We start from the raw sequence: 21,090 nt of genomic DNA on the forward strand, positions 1-21,090 counted from the left end.
TCTATAAATTACTCAATTACCTAATTACTTAATTACCAACGATAATATTATGAAATCAAAATTCCTGCCACTTTTTTTACTTTTTACTTTCATCATCACCGCCGGCCCGATTTGCAAAGGAACGTCGCAAGAAGCTCAGGAAGCAATGAAGCCAATAAACCTTGTCTACTGGCGGGTTTTTGACGACCAAGACGCTTTTGATGAAATCATCACAGCTTACAAGGCAATCCATCCGAATGTTTCTGTCTCTTATCGTAAATTGCGCATGGAAGAATATGAAAAAACTCTTCTAAACGCCCTGGCCGAAGATCGCGGGCCAGACTTATTTTCCATTCCAAACACTTGGGTGCGCGAATACCAAACCAAAATTCTGCCAATGCCCAAAACTATCACTCTGCCTTACCAGATAACTACAGGCACCGTTAAAAAAGAAACTACTATCCAATTGCAAACTACATCGACTCTTTCTCTCCGGGCGCTCAGAACCGATTTTATGGATCAGGTGGCAAAAGATGTCGTTTTAAAATATCAGGCAGGAGATCAACCGGCCGAAGACAGAATCTATGGCTTGCCCCTTTATCTTGATACTCTGGCACTTTTTTACAATCGCGATATTTTAAATGCCTCCGCTATTCCCGAACCGCCCCGAACTTGGGCGGAATTTTCAGAGGATGTTAAAAAAATCGCTAAAATTGATAAACAAGGAAATATTTTACAATCTGGCGCGGCGATTGGCACGGCAAACAATGTCGAACGAGCGCCGGATATTCTTTCGCTTTTGATGATGCAAAATGGAACAATTATGGCTGATGAAAATGGTAACGCCACTTTTGCCGCGATGCCCGCGGGAGCAACTCTCATAAACCCTCCCGGCGAAGATGCCTTGGGTTTTTATACTGATTTTGCCTCACCTTATAAAGAGGTTTACACCTGGAATAACAATATGCCCAACTCGCTTGAAGCGTTTAGTACCGGCCGCGCGGCTTTCTTCTTTGGCTACTCATATCATATTCCGCAAATCAAAAACCTCGCGCCAAAATTAAATTTTGCCATCGCAAAAATGCCTCAAATTGAAGGCAGCCAAGAAATAAATTTTGCCAACTATTGGGTGGAAACAGTTTCCACAAAAACTAAAAATCAAAATGAGGCCTGGGACTTTTTACAATTTGCCGCTAAAGCCGAGAATGCCCAAAAATATTTGGCTAAAACAAAAAAACCGACCGCACTTCGCTCCCTTGTGGCGAGCCAGATTGAAGATCTTGATTTAGCAGTCTTTGCTTCCGAACTTTTAACGGCCAAATCTTGGTACCAGGGAATGGACGCTCTAGCCATGGAAAAAATTCTGAATGAAATGATTGAAAATGTAGTTGCCGGCACGCAAACTCTAAAGGAAGCAATCGGCTTGGCCCAGGGAAGAGTTAATCAAACAATACGGCAGTAATTAGGTAATTTGGTAATTAAGTAATTATGGAGCTGGAAGATTTGGAAATTTATAAATTAGCAAGGGAGATTGGCAAAGACGCTTGGAAAATTTATAACATATTAAATTGGCAAGACAAAAAGATAATGGGCGATCAATTTATTGCCGCCATAGACTCAATCGGCGCCAATATCTCGGAGGGCTTTGGCCGTTATCATTTTCTTGATAAAAATAAATTTAACTACAACTCAAGGGGCTCTTTATTGGAAAGTGTATACTGGCTAAACTTGCTATCTGAAAGAGAAAAAATAACCAAAGAAACGGCAAATATTTTGCAAAATAAACTTTCAAAATTACACCTGAAATTAAATAATTATATAAATTCAACTAAGCAGCAAGTCAATCGACCCAAATAATTACCTAATTACTTAATTACTCAATTACCCATGACATTCAAAAATAAAATTGCTTTAATTTTACTATTTACTGTTTGTTTGTCATTACTCGTTACGCTGCCGGTTTACGCTTCCTGGCCGGCGACGCCGCTTCTACCACCGTGCACTTCAAGCGGTAACTGCGGATTTAACGATTTTATTTTACTCGGCATTAATTTAACTAAATTAATTTTAGGAATGGTTGGCTCACTTGCCCTGCTTTTCTTTATTTATGGAGGCGTTGTATTTCTAATAGCCGGAGGAAAATCAGAAATGATTGACAAAGGAAAAAAGATTATCACGAACGCCGTAATTGGCGTGGCGATAGTGCTTGGCGCCTGGATAATTGTTAACTTTGCTATTGCTGCTATGACTGGCACGCCGGTTAGTAACGTTAAAATATTTGGCACACAAGATTGGTGGAAAACCCCAGGAGAATAAACGACTACTTCGCCTTCCGGAGAAAGTACAACTCCATAATTTAAAAATATGAACCCAAAAAAATATTTTAAATTTGTGATTTATATCTGGTCGATTTTATTAATGACCCTGATGTCTACCCAAATGACTTTTGCCGTGACTCTAGAAGAATTGCGTGCTTTGTCCGGAAGAATGGAAGCTGATTGCGCGGGGATTGAACCAGCAACTCGAATACTAACCGATTTAAATAATCGCATAACCGCCCTGGAAGAAACAAAAAATAGAAATCAAGAAGTATATGATCGTATGCGACCAGATTGTGGAACTACCATAACTATAGAAGATTGCGAAGCTCAACTTGACTTAATTTCAAGCCAGATAACCCAACTTCTTGATTTAATTTCACAACGAAACACTGAAGTAGAAAAAGCTCAGATAGAAATTGACAAATGCCGAGCCGCAACTGAAGCCTCTCAAGCGACAACGGGAGCAATAACTGGGACTACTGGCCCAATAGAATGGACTTCGCCAATCGGCGCTGTTTCTCCGACTCAACTTATCGGTAAGGCTATCAAAACTGTTTTAGGAATTCTCGGCGCGATTGCCCTTTTAATTTTTGTCTACGGCGGTTTTGTCTGGATGACTTCCGGCGGCAGTCCGGAAAAAATAAAAACGGCGCGCATGACTTTGGTTTGGGCGGTTCTTGGCATGGCCGTAATTTTCTTAAGTTATGCCGCGGTTGATTTTGTCCTTAAAGCTTTTGGCGTTTAAAATGAAAAAATCTATCAAAAATTTATTTTTCTTTTCTCTGGCGGTATCTTTCTTTTTGACAAGTTTTTTTCCTTTGTCAGTGCTTGCCTTCACGACTTGCAGCACAGACGCGGACTGTGGCGGAGAAGCTGGCTCTTGCGCCACTTATGGCATAATTGTCTCCTGTTTTGATTCAAGCGGAAACGAAGCACCCAGCTTCATCGGAAATTGCCGTTTAGTTGCCTGCCCTTCTGGGTACACCTGCCAAACTCGCCCGGCAGGTAATTATTGTTCTTCGCCCACCCCCACCATGGCCGCCACAACGTGTCCAGAAGGTCAAGAATTTAGAGATGGCCGATGCCAAATTATTACTGGAACCGATGGCGCGCCGGAAAAAGTTGAATTGGAAAATCCTCTTGGCGGCGGAACGGGAATAACTTCTGTCCCGCGCCTTATCGGCAACATTATCAAAACTATTTTGATGGTTGTCGGCGCTTTGGCGCTTGCGATGTTTGTTTATGGCGGCTTTACTTGGATGACCTCTGGCGGCAGTTCGGAAAAAATACAAAAAGGAAAAAATATTTTAATATGGGCAGTGATTGGGCTTGTAGTAATTTTTTCTAGCTATACTTTAGTAGATTTTTTATTAACAGCCTTTGGATTATAAAAATGTTTTTACCGCAAAAAATTTTTATCTTCAAAACCTGGACTATTTTTTCTATTTTTTTCCTTTTTCTCCTACTACCACTTTCCTTAGTCGAAGCGGCCGAAGAATGCCGTTGCTACCTCACCTCGCCATACTTCCATGATGATCGTGACAGATGTTTAACCGACTGCGCTATAACTTGCCGCGATCTCGGCCCGGAATGGGCCAGAGAAGCAGGCGTTGAAGGGGCATCGGCCATCCAATTTTTGCCTACATGCGAATCTTTTGATAGGCAGTGGCAATGCCAATGTTTTATCCGCCAACCAGGTATAGAAATATCTGCTTGCGAAGATTATTGTGAATCAATGGGATTGACATACCTTACTAAGGAAGAAGAAACCGAGATACCGCCCACCGAAGAAGAGCTTTTCCCGACTTATAAAATAAAGTCTCCCATTGGCGAGGTAACCGGACCAGAGCTTATTGGCAGAATCATTAAAACAATTCTTGGTGTTGTTGGCGCCCTGGCGCTCGCGATGTTTGTTTTTGGCGGATTTACTTGGTTGACCTCGGGCGGAAGCCCTGATAAAATAAAGAAAGGCAAAGATATTTTAATGTGGGCAGTAATTGGTCTTATTATAATTTTTACAAGTTACACATTGGTTGATTTTATCCTTACAGCATTTGGATTATAATCTTCTACAAAATATTTGTAGAAAACCTGAAAGGGGGTGAAGAAAATGTTAAAAAAAGTATTTTTCTGCTTAACCATCCTGAGTCTTTTGACTCCAGTTTTGGTCTCCGCGCAAACCAATGATATCTTGGGCCTGAATATCATTAACAACGCGAATATCGGCTTGCAAGCTTCAGATCCGAGAGCTGTTGCCGCGAGAATCATTAACGTGGCATTGGGCTTCTTGGGCATCATTGCCGTGGTCATTGTTCTTTACGGCGGCTTTATGTGGATGACGGCGGCTGGCAACGAGGAAAGAATTTCCAAAGCGAAACAAATCCTCACTGCCGGTATTATCGGCTTGGTCATTATTGTAATGGCCTGGGCAATCGCTTCGTATGTTGTCAGAACTTTGATGAACGTTACAAATACCTAATTTAGAAAGTGGGGTGGGGTTTTCCCCACCCCATTCTCGATTATCCCGAAGTTTATGTTTTTAAAAATAGGAAAAGTAAAAATTTTTAAATTTATCTGTGTCGCGGCAGTTCTTTTTACGATTTTTAGCGCGAATCTTGCTCTCGCCCAGCCGGCTGACGGAGAAGACGCTGGAGACACAAGCGGCGTTCGTTCCGGACTTGGCGAGGCGGCCGAAGTTGCTGGCATTCCCCAAGAAGGAGAGAGTTCAATTCCCGCGCGCATTGGCAGCATTATTTCTTACGCCTTGGGTTTTGTCGGAGTTGTCTTTTTAATTTTAATGATCGCCGGCGGCTTGATGTGGATGACAGCGGCGGGCAACGATGAACGAGTTAACAAGGCAAAAAGCTTAATAACGAACGCCGTGATTGGCATGGTAATTGTTTTTTCCGCTTACGCCATTACTTATTTTGTCACGGAAACTTTACTCGGCGACTAATAAAGGGTATTCACCCTGTACTTGCTTGCTCGTTCGAAAATTAAAATTTAATTTTCATTTAACTCCCCCACTGCGCGAATGAAAAAATATCAAAAAATTTTAATTGTCTCTGTTCTGCTGCTCGTCGGATTTTTTATTTTTTATCAAGCAACTTCAGCGGCAGTTTTCGGCGGCCTTGAAAGCGCGCGGAAGTCAGCCGGGTTTTCCGAAGAAACAAGTCTGGAAGCGAGAATCGGATCAATTATTTCCATTGTTTTAGGCTTTGTCGGGGTAATTTTTTTAGGGCTTACTCTTTATGGCGGATTTATTTGGATGGTGGCGCGTGGCAATGAGCAGGAAATTGAAAAAGCAAAAAAACTTATTGAAGCGGCTGTTATTGGTTTAGCGATTGTCTTTGCCGCTTACGCCATTACTTATTTTGTAACTTCCCGTTTGTTGCCGACCGAGGGCGGCGGCGAAGTAACCTGCGCGGAAACGGAAACCCCCTGCTCTTGTCCGGGAGGAACATTTTGTATGGATCCCACTGTTTGGAGCGGCTGTGACGCTTTTTGTGCCGGCGAAGAACCGTAAATTATTAAATTATAAATATGTTTAAATTCCAAAAAATCTTTTTAATCTGTTGCGTTATTTTTGCGTTGGCCTCTCTTTTAACTCCTCTTTTTTCCCAAGCCGCGCCTTCTGATGCTCTAGAAAAATTAAAATCAGTCGGCGGTGAAGCTTACGGAGTCGGCGCCGAAGAACCACGGAGCCTCCCCGAAATTATCGGAGGAATTATTCAAACCGCCCTTAGTATTTTGGGGATAGTCGCCGCGCTTCTAATTATCTACGCGGGCTATATTTGGATGACGGCCCGCGGCAAAGAAGAGCGTGTTACAAAAGCAAAAGAAACTTTGGAAGCGGCAATTATCGGTTTAATTATTATTATGGCTGCTTATGCCATTACTTATTTTGTCGTGGACCGCTTGATGCAAGCTTCAAGCACTCCAACCGTAGCGCCTTAATTTAAAAAAATATGAAAATTATTTCTAAAAAATTATTTGTCTCAACTGTCCTTGCTTCAATTCTCATTCTTTCTGCTCTGCCTGTTTTTGCTCAAGTGGAAGAACTACAAAATTTTGGCAAGGCAGCTTATGGCGAAGCTCAGGCTCAGTATGCCGAAGAACAGGGGCCACTCATCATTGCCGGTAAAATCATAAATATCGCTCTTGGAGCAATAGGCACAATCGTGGTAATTCTCTTTATTTTTAGTGGATTTCTCTGGATGACGGCGGCGGGCAACGAAGAAAAAATTACTAAAGCCAAAAGAATTCTTACCAATGCGATCATTGGAACCGTGATTGTCGTGATGGCCTATGCCATTTCCTACTTTGTTATTAATCAATTACTCCGAGCCTCTGGCGCGCCAGTTACTCCGTAAATTGCAAATTATAAAATCCCCCGCGAGATAGTCGGGGGATTTTTTTATTAAAAAAGAGGCGCCCCAGTTTGCACTGAAGCGCCTTACCCCCTGAATCGGCCGACCCGTTTAGAACGGGCTGCCGATATTCACCTCCTGGCTCTCCCATCCGACACAGAACTGGCGTTCCCGGTCGGAACGAATCACCGGCCGTTCGAAGTTCGGGGCGAGGTACGCCTCGAACTCGAAGTGGTGTGTCTCGCAGCCAGACCGGAGGTTGGTCTCGGCGAGCGGAGCGTAGAACTGCCCCTCAACGCGCGGCGGGAGGAGTGGCAGTCCCGCGTAGAGGTCGGAAAAGGACAAATCCACTCCGTCCATCCTGACGCGAACGTACCAGTCCGTGTTGTTGACGACACGGACGAGGTGGGCGTCACGCCACTGGTTCGGGTACCCGTGGCCCTCAACGAAGGCCAGACCCTCCGGCGGAGGCGGGGGAATGAAGTATCCGCCGCCGTAGCCGCCACCGTAGCCCATGGCTCCTCCCATCGAAGTGCCGTAGGCTGCCGGCGGAACGTAGCCCGAGAACCCCGGGGCGTAGCCGCCCCAGATGCCGCAGCCGACCGGCAGGATCGCGAAGAGAACCGCGAACACGTACTTCGTCATGGCTGCCTCCCCTCGAGGGCGTCCAAACGCCTCTCGAAATCAGTTGCCTGGTCTTCGAGTCCACGCGCTCGCTCTTCGAGAGCTGGCGTTGATACCGGGCGACCATAGGCCGGGTAGTAGTAGGACGGATCCACCCGTCCGTAACTCCCGTACCCGTAATAGCCGCTGTAGCCGCGCCAGCCCATGAAAAACTCGGGGTGAGCTTCGAGCGCACGACCTTCGGCCCGAACGCGATCAGCTTGAGCTGACATGAGATCGGCCGAAGCCGCCTCCATGGGACCCGGCCCCATGAAACCGCTGGCGGAGTACTCGAGCCCGCCACTTCGAAGTCCCGTATGGGACGTGAAGCAGCCAGACATCAGGAACGCCACGAACGTCACGAGAGCAACCCTCATCACGCACCTCCCTGGGGCCCAAAGCCCCTTGTTTTAGCGAAAAAATGAACTTCCGTACCCCCATTCAGAGGCAGGACATTTTACTTTAGCATAAAAAACTATTTTCGTCAAGAGCTTGAAAAACTTTATAATTAGCCAAAATTTTAACTTTCGCTAAGTTATTTTTTCACTTTTCCACAACTTTTTGTGGATAAGCTGTTTATAACCACCTTAAAAATACTTGACAAGCCTAAAATACCCTGCTAAATTAAAGGTAATAACAAAAGTCCCCTACTTTACTTGTTGTAAAATTACGCAAGGAACACCCAGGCGAATCGTCCTGGAAGTTCAAAAAAAGTGAGGGATAATCCTGCCAAATCCGCCTTAAGAATGCGGAGCAAAATATTAAATGCATACAAGGCAGTGGAAAAAATTTGATTTATCCTCTTAAAGCTCACCCAAAAAGAGGAGGGAGCTCTTTTTGTGTTTTTTTGTCAAATATTAAAAATTATTAAAAATATTTAAAATAATTTTATAAATATGCCAACCGAAGTTGCCCCGCGAAAATTTTTTACCAAACTAAGAGAGGTTATTCCTCTGCCCGATTTGATTGAATTGCAAAAAAAATCTTACGAATGGTTTTTTAAAAAAGGTCTGGCCGAACTTTTTGAAGAAATTTCTCCCATCCGGGACATCATGGGCCGGGATCTTGAACTTTATTTTACCGATTACTATCTTGATGAACCAAAATTCGACGAGATTACGAGCAAAGCAAAAAATGTAAATTTTGAAGCGCCTCTTCGCGTAAAAGTGAGATTGACCAACAAAAAAACAGGAGAACTCAAAGAACAAGAAATATACCTCGGCGACATGCCTCTGATGACCGACCGGGGAACTTTTATCGTGAACGGCATTGAACGCGCGGTTGTTTCTCAACTCGTCCGTTCGGCCGGTGTTTTTTTTACTTCGGAGGTACATCACGGCAAAAAATTCTATGGCGCGAAAATTATTCCGAACCGCGGCGCATGGCTTGAAATTGAAACAGACCAATCCGGAGTTATTTGGGTAAAAATTGACCGTAAAAGAAAAGTTGCCGTCACCTCCCTCCTCCGCGCCTTTGGTTATGGAATTGACGAGGAAATTATTTCTCTTTTCAAGGACGTTGATACCGATAAAGAAATGAGTTTTATCAAAAATACCTTGGAAAAAGACATTGCCCATTCGGAAGACGAAGGCTTAAAAGAAGTTTATAAAAGAATTCGCCCGGGAGACCTTGCTACCGTAGATAATGCTCGCTCTTTAATTTACGCCATGTTTTTCCGTTTTGACCGCTATGATTTTAGCATGGTCGGCCGTTATAAATTTAATCAACGTTTCGGCGTCCAGGGTGAAGTGGAAGACACAAAAGAAAATCGAATTTTCCACCGCGAAGACTTGGTAACTATTATTAAAGAAATCATTAGATTAAATATCACCCAAGAACCGGCCGATGATATTGACCACTTGGGCAATCGCCGCATCAGGGCGGTCGGCGAATTAGTGCAAAACAGATTCCGTATTGGTTTAGCCAGAATGGAACGTATTGTAAAAGACAGAATGAGCACGATTGACATTACCGCGCTTACTCCAAACAAACTGACAAACGCCAAACCGGTTATCGGCGCAGTCAAGGAATTTTTTATGTCCTCCCAGTTGTCCCAGTTTATGGATCAAACAAATCCCTTGGCCGAACTGGAGCACAAACGCCGCCTTTCATCCATGGGTCCGGGCGGTCTTTCCCGCGAGCGAGCTGGGTTTGAAGTGCGCGATGTCCATCCAACCCACTACAGCCGCATCTGTCCAATCGCTACTCCGGAAGGTCCGAATATTGGTTTGGTCGGTCACCTTTCTTCTTACGCGCGCGTAAACGAATATGGATTTATTGAAGCGCCTTACCGCAAAGTGATTCGCGAAGTGCCAAACGACGGAAAATCCGCAATTGGAGAAATTTTACGGGAAGAAGTTGCGGGAGAAAAAGCTGAAACAAAAATTACCAAAGAAATTGCCGCGAAACTAGCCAAGGATAAAAATTTAAAAACTATCCAAGTTAAGCCTCGCGCGACAGACGAAGTAGTTTATTTAAACGCTTTCACTGAAGAAAAAGCTGTCACTACTCCGGCGACGACTCCGATTGACGAGAATGGTTATTTTTTAACTGAAAAAGCAGGCGTCAGAAAATACGGTAAACCTAGCATTGAATATGCCTGGAATATTGATTACATGGATGTTTCACCAAAACAAATTGTAAGTGTTGGCACTGCCTTAATTCCATTTTTGGAACATGATGACGCTATCCGCGCCTTGATGGGAACAAACATGCAACGGCAGGCAGTGCCAGTCATCAATCCCCAGGCGCCAATTGTTGGCACTGGTATTGAAGCTCGCGCCGCGAGAGATTCTGGCCACGTAAAAATTGCCGAGGAAGACGGAAGAGTCGTGGAAGTGGAAGGAGATAAAATTCATGTTTTAGAAAAAAATGATAAATTTAAAATTTATCGCTTAAACAAATTTGCTCGCTCCAACGCGTCCACTTGCATTAATCAACGACCGATCGTGGACAAGGATCAAAAAATAAAAAGGGGTGACGCCCTAGCCGACGGTCCGGCGACAGACGGCGGCGAACTTGCTCTCGGACAAAATATGCTTGTGGCTTTCATGGCCTGGGAAGGATACAACTACGAAGATGCCGTAATTATTTCAGAAAAAGTCGTCCGCGATGACCGCTTCACTTCAATCCATATTGAAAATTATCAAATTGACGTTCGCGATACAAAACTCGGACCAGAACTTGTAACCAACGACATCCCAAACGTCAGCGAAGAAAAACTTAAAAATCTTGATGAAAATGGCATCATTAGAATCGGCGCCAAAGTTTCTTCTGGCGATATTTTAGTTGGTAAAATTACTCCTAAAGGAGAAACCGAACTTTCCGCGGAAGAAAAACTACTCCGCGCCATTTTTGGAGAAAAAGCCCGCGACGTTCGCGACACTTCTCTCTATCTTGAACACGGTGAACACGGAAAAGTAGTTGACATTAAAATTTTCTCCCAGGAAACCGGCGACAAATTGCCGCCTGGCGTTATCAAATCAATCCAGGTTTCCGTGGCCGACATGAGAAAACTTCAGGTCGGCGATAAATTGGCCGGCCGCCACGGCAACAAAGGTGTCGTTTCAAAAATCGTTCCTATTGAAGATATGCCTTTCCTGCCAAACGGCGTACCGATTGATGTCATTCTCTCCCCGCTCGGCGTTGTCTCTCGTATGAATATCGGGCAAATTTTGGAAACTCACCTTGGAATTGCCGCGAAAACTTTGGGATACAAAACCGTGACGCCGATTTTAGACGGCATCCCGGAAACAATCATTAAGGAAGAATTGGTAAAAGCCGGCTTCCCGGAAAATGGAAAAATTACGCTTTACAATGGCAAGACTGGTGATCCATTTGATAAAAAAACAACTGTTGGTCAAATTTATATGTTGAAACTGAACCACATGGTGGAAGATAAAATTCATCAACGCTCCATTGGTCCATACTCGCTTATAACCCAGCAGCCGCTCGGCGGTAAGGCGCAATTCGGCGGCCAACGTTTTGGTGAAATGGAAGTCTGGGCGCTAGAAGGTTATGGCGCGGCTCACACATTGCAAGAAATTCTGACCATCAAATCCGATGATGTTCCAGGTCGCTCCAAAGCGTACGAATCAATTGTTAAAGGTGAAGCGATTAAAAATCTTAACATTCCTGAATCGTTCAATGTTTTGGTTCGCGAATTAAAGGGCCTCTGTCTTGATGTAGAACTACTGAAGAAAAAAAATGGTGGTGAAGAGATGTCTCCCGTTACCAATGAAGAAAAAAAATAATTTTATAACTTTTCTCATTTGATATGTACACTCCTCAAAAACCAATTGAATTTGACGCGATAAAATTAAAACTCGCGTCTCCGGAAGAAATCCGCTCCTGGTCATACGGCGAAGTGACAAAACCCGAAACTATTAATTATCGCACTCAAAAACCGGAAAAAGATGGCTTATTTTCCGAAAAAATTTTTGGTCCGACGCGGGACTGGGAATGTTATTGCGGAAAATACAAAAAGATCCGCTACAAAGGAATTATTTGCGACAAGTGCGGAGTGGAAGTAACACACTCTCTTGTTCGCCGGGAAAGAATGGGACACATTGACTTGGCCGTCCCGATTTCTCATATTTGGTTTTTGAGAGGTGTGCCCTCTAAGATTGGGTTGATTTTAGATTTGTCAGTCCAAAATTTAGAAAAGGTTATTTATTTTGCTAACTTCATCGTAACCTCGGTCAGGGAAGATTTGAAAGAACAGACAATCCTCGGTCTAAAACAGGAGTTCAAAAACAAGAAAAAAATGATTATGAACGAGGTGGAACGCCAGGTTGCTGTTCTTCGAAACCAAAAATCGGAAGAAGAAGATGCTTCCAAAATTGAATCTAGAATTGTCCAGGCTACTTTGGACCGAGACGAACGAATTCAGGAACTGGAAGAAGAATTTAACGGCGCGGAAAAAGAGTTGAAAGAATTAAAAGCGATGAAGATTATTTCAGAAATGACTTACCACGATTTATCTTTGAAATATGGCCATCTTTTTGAAGCTGGCATCGGCGCCGAGGCTATCCGCCAATTATTGGAAAAAGTTGATCTTGAAAAAGAAATTAAACCCCTGGAAGAAGAATTAAAAACCGCTCAAGGTATTAAGAAGGATAAACTTATCCGCCGAGTAAAACTTTTCAAGAGTTTGAGGATTAACAAAATCAAGCCAGACTGGATGATTTTAAAAAATGTTCCGATTATTCCGCCAGACCTCCGCCCAATGGTGCCATTGGATGGCGGCCGCTTTGCAACATCCGATTTGAATGACCTTTATCGCCGTGTCATCAACCGAAATAATCGTTTAAAACGATTAGTGGAACTAAATGCTCCCGAAGTTATTTGTCGCAACGAAAAAAGAATGCTCCAGGAAGCGGTTGATGCTTTAATTGATAACTCCGCTCGCCACAGCAAAACCGTGGTTGCCTCAACCGGACAGAAAAGAATGTTAAAATCTATTGCTGATGTCTTAAAGGGAAAACAAGGCCGCTTCCGCCAAAATCTTTTGGGCAAAAGAATTGATTATTCTGGCCGTTCAGTCATCGTTGTCGGCCCAAGTTTAAAATTACACCAATGCGGTTTGCCAAAAAGAATGGCTCTCGAACTTTTTAAACCATTTGTCATTCATCATCTAATCGGGCGCGAACTTGTCCACAATGTCCGTTCCGCTTCCCGCTTTATCGAGTCCGGCCGCCCGGAAGTTTGGGATATTTTAGAAAATATTGTTAAAGATGCTTTTGTTCTCCTAAACCGCGCTCCGACCTTACACCGCTTGGGTATCCAAGCTTTTCAACCAATTTTAATAGAAGGTAAGGCTATTCAAATTCATCCGCTCGTTTGTACCGCTTTCAATGCCGACTTTGACGGCGATCAAATGGCCGTGCACGTACCGCTCACCGAAGGCGCCAAAGAGGAAGCAAAAAACCTAATGCTTTCAACCCACAATCTTTTGAAGCCGGCGACCGGCAATCCTATCGCCACGCCGAATAAAGATATTGCCTGGGGATGTTATTATATGACTGATGCCGGCGAGCCGACGGAAAAAATAAAATTTTTCTCTTCCGCGAAAGACGCCCTGATGGCGCACAATTTTGGACAAATTACCCTGCAACAAACAATAAAAGTTAAATGCGACGAAGCGCTTTTGGATAAAGCCAAAAAAGAAAAAATTGAAAATGGGTTTTTGGAAACGACTCTCGGCAGATTAATTTTGAATCAACACCTGCCGCCTCTTATTCCCTACATTAACGAAGTTACTAACGTAAAAAAGTTAAGTGAGGCCATCAAACTTTGCCTAGAATTTTACGGCGAAGAAAAAACCGCTGAAGTTTTGGACGTGCTCAAAGAAACCGGATTTAAATATTTAACTCTTTCCGGCTATTCCTGGGGCATGGATGATCTCCCAGTCATGGCCGACCGCGAAAAACTTATCAACCGCGGCGACGAAGAAGTTGACACGGTTCAAAAACAATTTGAATCCGGCCTTCTCACTCAAAATGAATATCATAATAAAATTATCAGTATCTGGACCACGGTCAAAGATGACATCATTAAATTAACTAAAGAAAGTTTGGATAAACGCGGTCCGGTTTTCTCCATGATTGATTCCGGCGCCCGCGGTTCTTGGGGCCAGGTTACTCAGATGATGGGCATGAAGGGTTTGGTGTCTAACCCGGCTGGCGAAATTATTGAATTGCCGGTGAAAGGAAATTTCAAAGCCGGTTTTGACGTGTTGGAATATTTTATTTCCACGCACGGTACAAGAAAGGGTTTATCCGATACAGCACTCCGTACCGCGAACGCCGGTTATTTAACTCGACGCTTAGTGGACGTTGCCCAAGATGTAATCGTTATTCAAGAGGATTGCAAAGATAGTGAGGGTGTCTTGATGACAAAAAAAGAAAGTGAGGAAATGGGTGAAACTCTGCTTGCGAGAATTTTGGGACGCTTTGCCGCGGAAGACGTTATGGATGAAAAAGGCAAAAAAATCATAGTAAAAAAGAATGAACTCATCACTGAAGAAATCGGAAGAAAATTAGAAAAACTTGATTTGGAACAAATTCATGTGCGTTCAATTTTGTCCTGCCGCCTCAAAAAGGGCGTCTGTCAAAAATGTTATGGCTACGATTTAGGCTACAACAAACTTGCGAAACTCGGCTCGCCTGTCGGCGTAGTTGCGGCTCAATCCATCGGCGAACCAGGCACCCAGCTTACGATGAGAACCTTCCATACTGGCGGCGTGGCCGGCTTGGATATTACCCAGGGTTTGCCGCGTGTTGAAGAACTTTTTGAAGCGCGCGCACCAAAACGCAAAGCTTTTATCTCCGATGTTACCGGCGTAGCACAAGTTGAAGAAGACGCAAAAACAATTATCGGCCCAACCGGAGAAATTATTACCAAAGGAATTCCGGGGCAAAGAAATATAAAAATTAAATACCTTGAAAAAGAAGAAACAAAATATTCAGTCAGTAAAAATAAAAAAACGACCTTCAAAAAAGGAGACAAGATTGTAGGGGGCGAGCTTCTGGGCTTAGATAAAAACGGAAAAGAAGTTAACGCAGAGCGCGACGGCATGGTTGTGTCTGCCGAAGAAAATTTAGTGGTCGTAGAAGCTGAAGCGGAAAAAGTTAAAGAATATATTATCCCGCCAGGCTATGTCCTCTGGATAAAAGATGGCGCTGCCGTGGAACGCGGCGATCAATTAACTGAGGGCGATTTGGACTTACACCAACTCTTCAGCTTAAAAGGCAAGGAGGCTGTCCAAAAATATTTAACTAAAGAAATTCAACATATTTACACGTCACAGGGCCAGAAATTAAATGATAAACATATTGAAGTAATGGTCCGACAAATGTTCTCTCGCGTTTATATCAAAGAATCTGGCGATACAGATCTCTTGCCCGGAGAAATTGTGGAGAAATCACAACTTGAAGAGGCCAATAAACTCGCCAAAGAAAATAAACTTGAACCGGCTGAAGGCGAAGAATTACTTTTAGGCATTAGCAAAGTATCTCTCTCCACAGAAAGTTTCTTGTCTGCCGCTTCTTTCCAAGAAACCGCCCGCGTTTTGATTAACGCGGCTATCACCGGAAAAATAGACCGCCTTGAAGGCTTAAAAGAAAATGTTATTATCGGCCGCCTCATTCCGGCGGGGACAGGGTTCAAAAAAGAATAGAATTTATCGGACTTAATATGTCCAGACATTCTAAGTGGTCAAAAATAAAACACCAAAAGGGCGCCGCAGATGTAAAAAGGAGCGCCCTTTTTACGCGCCTTTCTAAAAACATTACGCTTGCGGCGCGTGAGGGAGGAAATGGCGATCCGAAAATGAATTTTAAACTACGCCTCGCGATTGATCAGGCCAAAGCAGTTAATCTTCCGAAAGACACTGTTGATCGGGCGATTCAAAAAGGAATTGGCGGCGGAGCGGAAGGACAGATTGAACGCGTCCAATATGAAGGATTTCTCCCCGGCGGGGCGGCGATTATTATCGAATCTTTAACCGACAACCGCAATCGAACAAGCGGCATCGTAAAAAACATTCTCGGAAAAAATGGCGGCAACATGGGTCTGCCAAATTCCGTGGCCTGGATGTTTTCACGGAAGGGTGTGATAAAAATTTCAAACTACAAAAATTTTATCCCAAATCTTGATGAGTTTCAGTTGAAGATGATTGACCTCGGTGCCGATGATTTTGAAACCGAGGAAGAAGATTTAATAATTTATACCGCGCCGGAAAATATGGAAAATTTGCGCGAAGGATTGGAAAAAGAACAAATCACGCCTGAGGAAATAGAAACTGAGTTCGTAGCGAAAGAAAAAATTAACGTCGCCGATCCGACGCAAAAAGAAAAAATTGAAAATTTATTGAACGAACTGGATGAAAGTGAAGATGTTGATAATTACTACACCAATCTCGAATAAAATTAAATTCGCAAAAATAAAAATTCCATCCGACGTGGTGGAATTTTTTGTTGCTATCAAGTTGTCATCCCCGACCTGATTGGGGATCCGGAAGTTTTTCAACCTACTCCAAAATTTCTTGTACTCGCCCGACCTGACCGTCTTCTAATCTAACTTTTATTCCGCGCGGATGATGCGACGAAGGCGTCAAAACCTCTCCCACAACACCTTCAGTCAACTCTCCGGTCGGCTGATCTTTTTTTAAAACAACTTTTACGCGCAGTCCTGGTTTTATATCGTCTCGATTAGTTGGATCCATATAAACTTTTATTTTGAATATTTTTTTATAGTGTTCTCAAGAGTTTTTTTGGCTCCTGGGTCTTGTATTGTGTCCAAAGCTTTTTTTGCTTCTTCTATATAAAACTCCCTTATATTATTTTTACTCAAATCTTCGCAGGGATTTTCAATGTGGTTAATCAGAAATAAAACTAATTCTAGGTCTGTCGCCTCTTCTTTTCTTTCAAAATTTTCCATATTAATTTTTTTCTCTAATTGGGTTTATTTATGTTTTAATTTTTTCGTGATCCAACTTGCGCAAACCGCGACGATCGCGCCAAGCATGATATTTTCTAAAATTATAATTGCTATTGTCAAAAAATATGAAACCCCAAAAGGAACTGAAATTCCAAGAATGGATTTTTTAAAGTATGTGCTACTGATAAAAGCTGCTAAAGAAAAAATTGATGACGATGTAAGTCCCAAAATGCCCCCATAAAGCGCTGATTTTCCCAGTCCTTTTTCATAAAAAGCTACTCCCATCCAAATAATCACCGCTAATTTTACCAAAGTAAAAAAAATACCGCCAAGCGAATATGATGATAGCGGCGGCAATATCTCAAAAAAGATTAGAGCAGATTCGATTAAAGACAAAACCGCGACGAGCAAAACAAAATGTACGATGGTTAGTTTTCTTTTCATAACTGTTTACTTTCTTTATATATTGATAGTTTTAAATTATGTAACTATTTCAGCTAACGTTTCGGCATATACGATGTTTGCTTGCGAGTCTGCCTGTATAATATTTCTTACAGGCAAAGCGAGCAAGCAAATATGGGCGAAGCGACGAGGTACGAGGAGCGTAGCCGTATATGCCGTGTTATGTGATGTTGACTTTTCATTTCTATCAATTTTCAGGGCTATTTTTCCTTGTGAATAATAGATAGAACAATCCTACAAACATCATAATTATCCCAAATACAATAAAGCTGTTGCGGTAATCGCTGGTCTGAGCAATAAAACCTACAGCGAAATAAATTACCAAAGCTTTTGTTTCAAGAAAAAAACCTTTTACAGAGGAAATGGTGGCGCGCGTTTCTGAAGGAATTGCATGTTGCAATTTACCCTCAAAGATTGTTTGGACAATGCCGTTTGGTAATGCAAACAGAATTATGAGAAGGAGTGCTGGCACAGTGAATAAATAACCGGCGAGCAAGAGCAATAGTCCACTAAGTATAAATAGAAAATAGAACCATTCAGTTTTTAGGCTTTCGAAACGATAGGCGACAAAACTTGCGAGCCCCTCTATTCCAGTAATAAGTGCGATAAATATTCCAATGCCATATGTGGGCAAACCAGCACGATCTGCAAAAATAGAATAAAATTCCTCTAGCGCGCCACCAAAAGCGAAGGCCAGCGATGTAAAAAATAAAAGTTTGAAGACAACAGCATTTTTAAAGACATCACTTAAACCTTTTTTAAGAATAGAAAAATATTCTTTTTCGTGAGTTGATTCGGTTTTGTGCGCTTTGGGAAGAAAAACAATTATTAGTCCAGCGAGCAAAACAGCAATACTGCTTAGAATGAGAATGAAGTGATAGCCAAGTAATATAGCAGGTGATGCAAGTACAGATGCTGAAAGAATTGCGATAAATGACAATGTGCGAGTTCTGCCGTAGATTTTGGTAAACTGTTTTTCTTCCCCAAACTTTTTCAATTCGTCGTATAATAACGCTTCATATGTTCCGGAACTTAATGCGCTTTCTATGCCCCAAAGCACAAAACCGATAAGGAAGCCGATAAAATTGGGGAATAAAATCCATGTGATAAAAGCAAATGTGCGTATGAATTGCCCCACGAAAAGAATATTTTTTCGTGAATATTTATCAGCCAAAACTCCTGAAGGAACTTCTAATAAAAATGCTGTTGTCGACCAGACCGCAAGCAGTGTTGCAATTTGCCACGGTTCCATTCCGAAGTCAGAAAACATTACCGCATACAGCGGATAAATCAGCACAAAGTCAGCGAAGAAAGTGTAAGCGTAGATTTTAGCAAGAAATTTTTTCATGTTGTTAGAAAAATAGCCCTGAAAATTGGTTTTTACAAAAAGAAATGAAAAGTCAATGTCACATAACAGGTGTTATCTAAACTAGACAGTTTTTATTTTAAACTTAGCCAAAAATTATTAAAGATTATACAATCAGAAACATTCTTGATTACAACACCGTCACGGAAATGGGACGGCTGCGGGAGGTGGAGCCGGATTTATCTGTCACTTCGGAATAAAGTTGATACGAGCCTGGCGTGGGAGTGGCGCTCCAGCGGAAAGTGAAAATGCCTTCGGCTGGGGTGGAATATGTTTTTAATAATTCCGGTTCGCCAGAGCTTTTGGCGTAAAAAGAAATTTCCGTGATATCGGCAATGTCCGGAGTTTCGGCAGTGACTGAGAGCGGGAACATTGAAGCGTAGAAGCTCGCGCCGTTTCGTGGAGCGGTAAAAGTAATTTGCGGCGGTAATTCTTCTGCCAAAAGATTAAAATTAATTTCCGCGGAATTGAAATCGTCAATATCGTCGTAAGCCGTGGCGCGCAGAGTATGAAATCCATTTGAAATGGAATTCGGGATTATGAGATTCGCGGTGAACGGCGCGGTGTTGGACATCCCCACCTTTTGTTCGTCAACAAAATATTCCACGCGGGAAATTATTCCTCGCGGGGCGGAGACAGTTACAGAGGCGGTGGCTTCGCGCGAATTAATCGTGCCGTTCGGAGCGGGATAGGTAATGGAAATAGTTGGTTTGTTTTGCGGCAAATGGATATCGTCGTAGCCGGTTGGAAGTTCCTGAGTATTAATTGTATATCCTTGCTCCTCGGCCCATTTGGCAATTGGCGCTTCCCAATTGGCAAATTGCGGATCGGACGCGGGGTTTTCCGGCGGCGGGCCCTTTGGGTTTTCTTTATTTACATAGAATAAAATTGTATGGACTTCACGGAACTTTTTTTCTTCAATCGTGGTCGGCGGGGTATTTTCCGTCGCCAGTTTTCCCGAAATTCGGTCAATTTTTACTACTGTTTCCGCGCCAAGTTCGCCTTTTAAAATCGGTTTATCGGTTTCGGTCGGTTCTGGCGCAGTAAAATATTCCACGGGCGTATCTTTTAGCGCTTTTTTCATAAAGGAATTCCAAATCGGAGCGGCGACAAAGACTCCGTCAGCGCCGCGTTTCATTTCCTTGTTATCGTTATTGCCTGCCCAGACTCCGGCGACGAGCGATGGAGTATAACCCATTGTCCAGCCGTCGCGCCAGTCGTTTGTCGTACCAGTTTTTGCCCCAACCGGCCGGCCAGGCAAAGTGAGCGGACCGCCCGCACCGAAAATATAAGAGCGCGCCGCGTCATCAGACATTACGCTTTGAATTTGCCGCGCGGTTTGCCGAGACACTACCTCTTTTCCTTTGTCTTCTTTCCATTCTTCAAGCACTTGGCCTTTGGCATCTTCAATTTTTAAAATCAGAGTAGTATCATGCAGCACTCCGTCGGCTGCAAAAACGCCGAAAGCGGCGGTATGTTCCAGGAGTCGCACTTCGCCACCGCCCAAAACGAGAGACAAGCCAAAACGAGAACGATCATTTAAAGTTGTATAGCCCATGGCTTGCGCCAAATTTAAGACATTGTCAATTCCCGCGAGATATAAAGTTTTGACCGCAGGAATATTTAAGGATCCCGCCATCGCGCTTCGCATGGAAACCGGCCCGTGTTCTTTATCATCATAATTGTGTGGGACATAATCTTTAGTGTCAGTTTTAAAAGTCGTAACCAAATCAAAAAGCGTGGTTTCCGGAGTGAAACCTTTCTGAAAAGCCGTGGCATAAGCGATCGGTTTGAAAGAGGAGCCGGGCTGGCGGAGCCGAAGCGAGACATTTACATTTGGTTCGAATTTACAATTTTTTCCGGGGTCGCATCCTTCAGGTTCGGGATCGGCAAAATAATCTTTTGAACCAACCATAGCCAGAACTTGTCCGGTTTTTGGATCAATGGCCACAAGCGCGGCGTTCCAAGCGTTATATTTAGTGGAATTTTTTTCCGCGTTTTCATCAATTGCCTCTTCAGCAAATTTTTGTTTGTCAAAATCAAGCGAGGTGTAAACTTTTAAGCCGCCCTGTTCCACAATTTTTTCGCCGTATTTTTCCGTAAGTAATTCTTTAACATACATTACAAAATGCGGAGCAGTGATTGATTCTTTTTTAGCAACGACTCTACTTAAGATGTCAATTTTTTTTGCTTCTTCGGCTTCTTCTTCTGTGATGTATCCTTCCTCCGCCATGCTATCTAAGATATATTTTTGGCGGTCGAGAAGATCGTCTGTGTGACTACCGTGGGGAGAATAATAAGTTGAGGCTTTGGGCACGGCCGCCAAAGTTGCTGCTTCAGCGAGATCTAAATCCTCGGCGTTCTTGCCAAAATAAGTTTGAGCCGCGGATTGGATGCCATAAGCGGTTGAGCCGTAAGGAATTTCATTAAAGTACATTTTTAAAATTTGGTCTTTGGAAAATTTTCTTTCGATTTGGATAGAGAGGGC

General features: G+C 43.1%; 20 protein-coding genes. 14 read left to right on the forward strand and 6 right to left on the reverse strand.

The features are described from left to right. Positions 1–49: 49 nt before the first annotated feature. From WC445_04595 to WC445_04645, 11 genes are all read left to right on the forward strand, one after another. On the forward strand, positions 50–1,441 hold the full coding sequence (locus WC445_04595; GenBank protein ID MFA5129198.1) for an extracellular solute-binding protein: 1,392 nt from the start codon (positions 50–52) through the stop codon (positions 1,439–1,441). A 26-nt stretch (positions 1,442–1,467) separates the two neighbouring features. After that, on the forward strand, positions 1,468–1,836 hold the full coding sequence (locus WC445_04600) for a four helix bundle protein (GenBank protein MFA5129199.1): 369 nt from the start codon (positions 1,468–1,470) through the stop codon (positions 1,834–1,836). A 30-nt stretch (positions 1,837–1,866) separates the two neighbouring features. Then, complete coding sequence (locus tag WC445_04605; protein ID MFA5129200.1) at positions 1,867–2,295, forward strand: pilin; 429 nt, start codon at positions 1,867–1,869, stop codon at positions 2,293–2,295. A 48-nt stretch (positions 2,296–2,343) separates the two neighbouring features. Next, entirely contained in the window at positions 2,344–3,045 is a 702-nt protein-coding gene (locus WC445_04610; GenBank protein ID MFA5129201.1) for a pilin, read from the forward strand. A gap of 1 nt (position 3,046) precedes the next feature. Then, the gene (locus WC445_04615) at positions 3,047–3,691 is read left to right on the forward strand and encodes a pilin (GenBank protein ID MFA5129202.1); all 645 of its coding nucleotides are present in this window, start codon (positions 3,047–3,049) and stop codon (positions 3,689–3,691) included. A gap of 2 nt (positions 3,692–3,693) precedes the next feature. Further along, positions 3,694–4,365: a pilin gene (locus WC445_04620; protein MFA5129203.1), complete on the forward strand. Its 672-nt coding sequence runs from the start codon at positions 3,694–3,696 to the stop codon at positions 4,363–4,365. A gap of 45 nt (positions 4,366–4,410) precedes the next feature. Continuing rightward, positions 4,411–4,779 carry a hypothetical protein gene (locus WC445_04625; GenBank protein ID MFA5129204.1) on the forward strand — a complete coding sequence of 123 codons (369 nt, stop codon included), beginning with the start codon at positions 4,411–4,413 and terminating at the stop codon, positions 4,777–4,779. A gap of 54 nt (positions 4,780–4,833) precedes the next feature. Continuing rightward, a complete protein-coding gene (locus WC445_04630) occupies positions 4,834–5,256 on the forward strand; it encodes a hypothetical protein (GenBank protein ID MFA5129205.1) in 423 nt (140 codons plus the stop codon). Between the two features lie 78 nt (positions 5,257–5,334). Continuing rightward, positions 5,335–5,826, forward strand: a complete 492-nt coding sequence (locus tag WC445_04635; protein MFA5129206.1) for a pilin — start codon at positions 5,335–5,337, stop codon at positions 5,824–5,826. Positions 5,827–5,843: 17 nt separating this feature from the next. Further along, positions 5,844–6,257 (forward strand): pilin, encoded by a 414-nt coding sequence (locus tag WC445_04640; protein MFA5129207.1) that lies wholly within the window; start codon positions 5,844–5,846, stop codon positions 6,255–6,257. A gap of 11 nt (positions 6,258–6,268) precedes the next feature. Further along, positions 6,269–6,673: a hypothetical protein gene (locus tag WC445_04645; GenBank protein ID MFA5129208.1), complete on the forward strand. Its 405-nt coding sequence runs from the start codon at positions 6,269–6,271 to the stop codon at positions 6,671–6,673. 108 nt (positions 6,674–6,781) lie between these two features. On the opposite strand, the gene WC445_04650 is transcribed toward WC445_04645, so the two are convergent. Then, positions 6,782–7,315 carry a hypothetical protein gene (locus tag WC445_04650; protein MFA5129209.1) on the reverse strand — a complete coding sequence of 178 codons (534 nt, stop codon included), beginning with the start codon at positions 7,313–7,315 and terminating at the stop codon, positions 6,782–6,784. 914 nt (positions 7,316–8,229) lie between these two features. Here WC445_04650 and WC445_04655 point away from each other — a divergent pair. From WC445_04655 to WC445_04665, 3 genes are read left to right on the forward strand one after another with little or no spacing between them, the layout of a single operon-like run. Continuing rightward, the gene (locus tag WC445_04655) at positions 8,230–11,586 is read left to right on the forward strand and encodes a DNA-directed RNA polymerase subunit beta (GenBank protein ID MFA5129210.1); all 3,357 of its coding nucleotides are present in this window, start codon (positions 8,230–8,232) and stop codon (positions 11,584–11,586) included. Between the two features lie 23 nt (positions 11,587–11,609). Further along, positions 11,610–15,512: a DNA-directed RNA polymerase subunit beta' gene (gene rpoC / locus WC445_04660; GenBank protein ID MFA5129211.1), complete on the forward strand. Its 3,903-nt coding sequence runs from the start codon at positions 11,610–11,612 to the stop codon at positions 15,510–15,512. A 17-nt stretch (positions 15,513–15,529) separates the two neighbouring features. Then, positions 15,530–16,261: a YebC/PmpR family DNA-binding transcriptional regulator gene (locus WC445_04665; GenBank protein ID MFA5129212.1), complete on the forward strand. Its 732-nt coding sequence runs from the start codon at positions 15,530–15,532 to the stop codon at positions 16,259–16,261. 103 nt (positions 16,262–16,364) lie between these two features. On the opposite strand, the gene WC445_04670 is transcribed toward WC445_04665, so the two are convergent. The 5 genes from WC445_04670 to WC445_04690 all read right to left on the reverse strand — a co-directional run. After that, positions 16,365–16,559, reverse strand: coding sequence for a YwbE family protein (locus WC445_04670; protein MFA5129213.1), 195 nt, complete (start codon positions 16,557–16,559; stop codon positions 16,365–16,367). An 8-nt stretch (positions 16,560–16,567) separates the two neighbouring features. Then, positions 16,568–16,774 (reverse strand): hypothetical protein, encoded by a 207-nt coding sequence (locus WC445_04675; GenBank protein MFA5129214.1) that lies wholly within the window; start codon positions 16,772–16,774, stop codon positions 16,568–16,570. 24 nt (positions 16,775–16,798) lie between these two features. Then, a complete protein-coding gene (locus WC445_04680) occupies positions 16,799–17,218 on the reverse strand; it encodes a hypothetical protein (protein ID MFA5129215.1) in 420 nt (139 codons plus the stop codon). A 205-nt stretch (positions 17,219–17,423) separates the two neighbouring features. Continuing rightward, positions 17,424–18,584: an MFS transporter gene (locus tag WC445_04685; protein MFA5129216.1), complete on the reverse strand. Its 1,161-nt coding sequence runs from the start codon at positions 18,582–18,584 to the stop codon at positions 17,424–17,426. A gap of 148 nt (positions 18,585–18,732) precedes the next feature. Next, on the reverse strand, positions 18,733–21,090 hold a 2,358-nt coding region (locus WC445_04690; protein ID MFA5129217.1), incomplete at its 5' end, for a penicillin-binding transpeptidase domain-containing protein.

This window comes from Patescibacteria group bacterium, from assembly GCA_041650995.1.
Classification (GTDB): Bacteria; Patescibacteriota; Patescibacteriia; order XYB2-FULL-38-15; family XYB2-FULL-38-15; genus JAHIRI01.

Coding starts and splice junctions, on each gene's coding strand:
- WC445_04595 (MFA5129198.1), top strand. CDS start 50: ATGAAATCAAAATTCCTGCCACTTTTTTTACTTTTTACTTTCATCATC.
- WC445_04600 (MFA5129199.1), top strand. CDS start 1,468: ATGGAGCTGGAAGATTTGGAAATTTATAAATTAGCAAGGGAGATTGGC.
- WC445_04605 (MFA5129200.1), top strand. CDS start 1,867: ATGACATTCAAAAATAAAATTGCTTTAATTTTACTATTTACTGTTTGT.
- WC445_04610 (MFA5129201.1), top strand. CDS start 2,344: ATGAACCCAAAAAAATATTTTAAATTTGTGATTTATATCTGGTCGATT.
- WC445_04615 (MFA5129202.1), top strand. CDS start 3,047: ATGAAAAAATCTATCAAAAATTTATTTTTCTTTTCTCTGGCGGTATCT.
- WC445_04620 (MFA5129203.1), top strand. CDS start 3,694: ATGTTTTTACCGCAAAAAATTTTTATCTTCAAAACCTGGACTATTTTT.
- WC445_04625 (MFA5129204.1), top strand. CDS start 4,411: ATGTTAAAAAAAGTATTTTTCTGCTTAACCATCCTGAGTCTTTTGACT.
- WC445_04630 (MFA5129205.1), top strand. CDS start 4,834: ATGTTTTTAAAAATAGGAAAAGTAAAAATTTTTAAATTTATCTGTGTC.
- WC445_04635 (MFA5129206.1), top strand. CDS start 5,335: ATGAAAAAATATCAAAAAATTTTAATTGTCTCTGTTCTGCTGCTCGTC.
- WC445_04640 (MFA5129207.1), top strand. CDS start 5,844: ATGTTTAAATTCCAAAAAATCTTTTTAATCTGTTGCGTTATTTTTGCG.
- WC445_04645 (MFA5129208.1), top strand. CDS start 6,269: ATGAAAATTATTTCTAAAAAATTATTTGTCTCAACTGTCCTTGCTTCA.
- WC445_04650 (MFA5129209.1), bottom strand. CDS start 7,315: ATGACGAAGTACGTGTTCGCGGTTCTCTTCGCGATCCTGCCGGTCGGC.
- WC445_04655 (MFA5129210.1), top strand. CDS start 8,230: ATGCCAACCGAAGTTGCCCCGCGAAAATTTTTTACCAAACTAAGAGAG.
- rpoC (MFA5129211.1), top strand. CDS start 11,610: ATGTACACTCCTCAAAAACCAATTGAATTTGACGCGATAAAATTAAAA.
- WC445_04665 (MFA5129212.1), top strand. CDS start 15,530: ATGTCCAGACATTCTAAGTGGTCAAAAATAAAACACCAAAAGGGCGCC.
- WC445_04670 (MFA5129213.1), bottom strand. CDS start 16,559: ATGGATCCAACTAATCGAGACGATATAAAACCAGGACTGCGCGTAAAA.
- WC445_04675 (MFA5129214.1), bottom strand. CDS start 16,774: ATGGAAAATTTTGAAAGAAAAGAAGAGGCGACAGACCTAGAATTAGTT.
- WC445_04680 (MFA5129215.1), bottom strand. CDS start 17,218: ATGAAAAGAAAACTAACCATCGTACATTTTGTTTTGCTCGTCGCGGTT.
- WC445_04685 (MFA5129216.1), bottom strand. CDS start 18,584: ATGAAAAAATTTCTTGCTAAAATCTACGCTTACACTTTCTTCGCTGAC.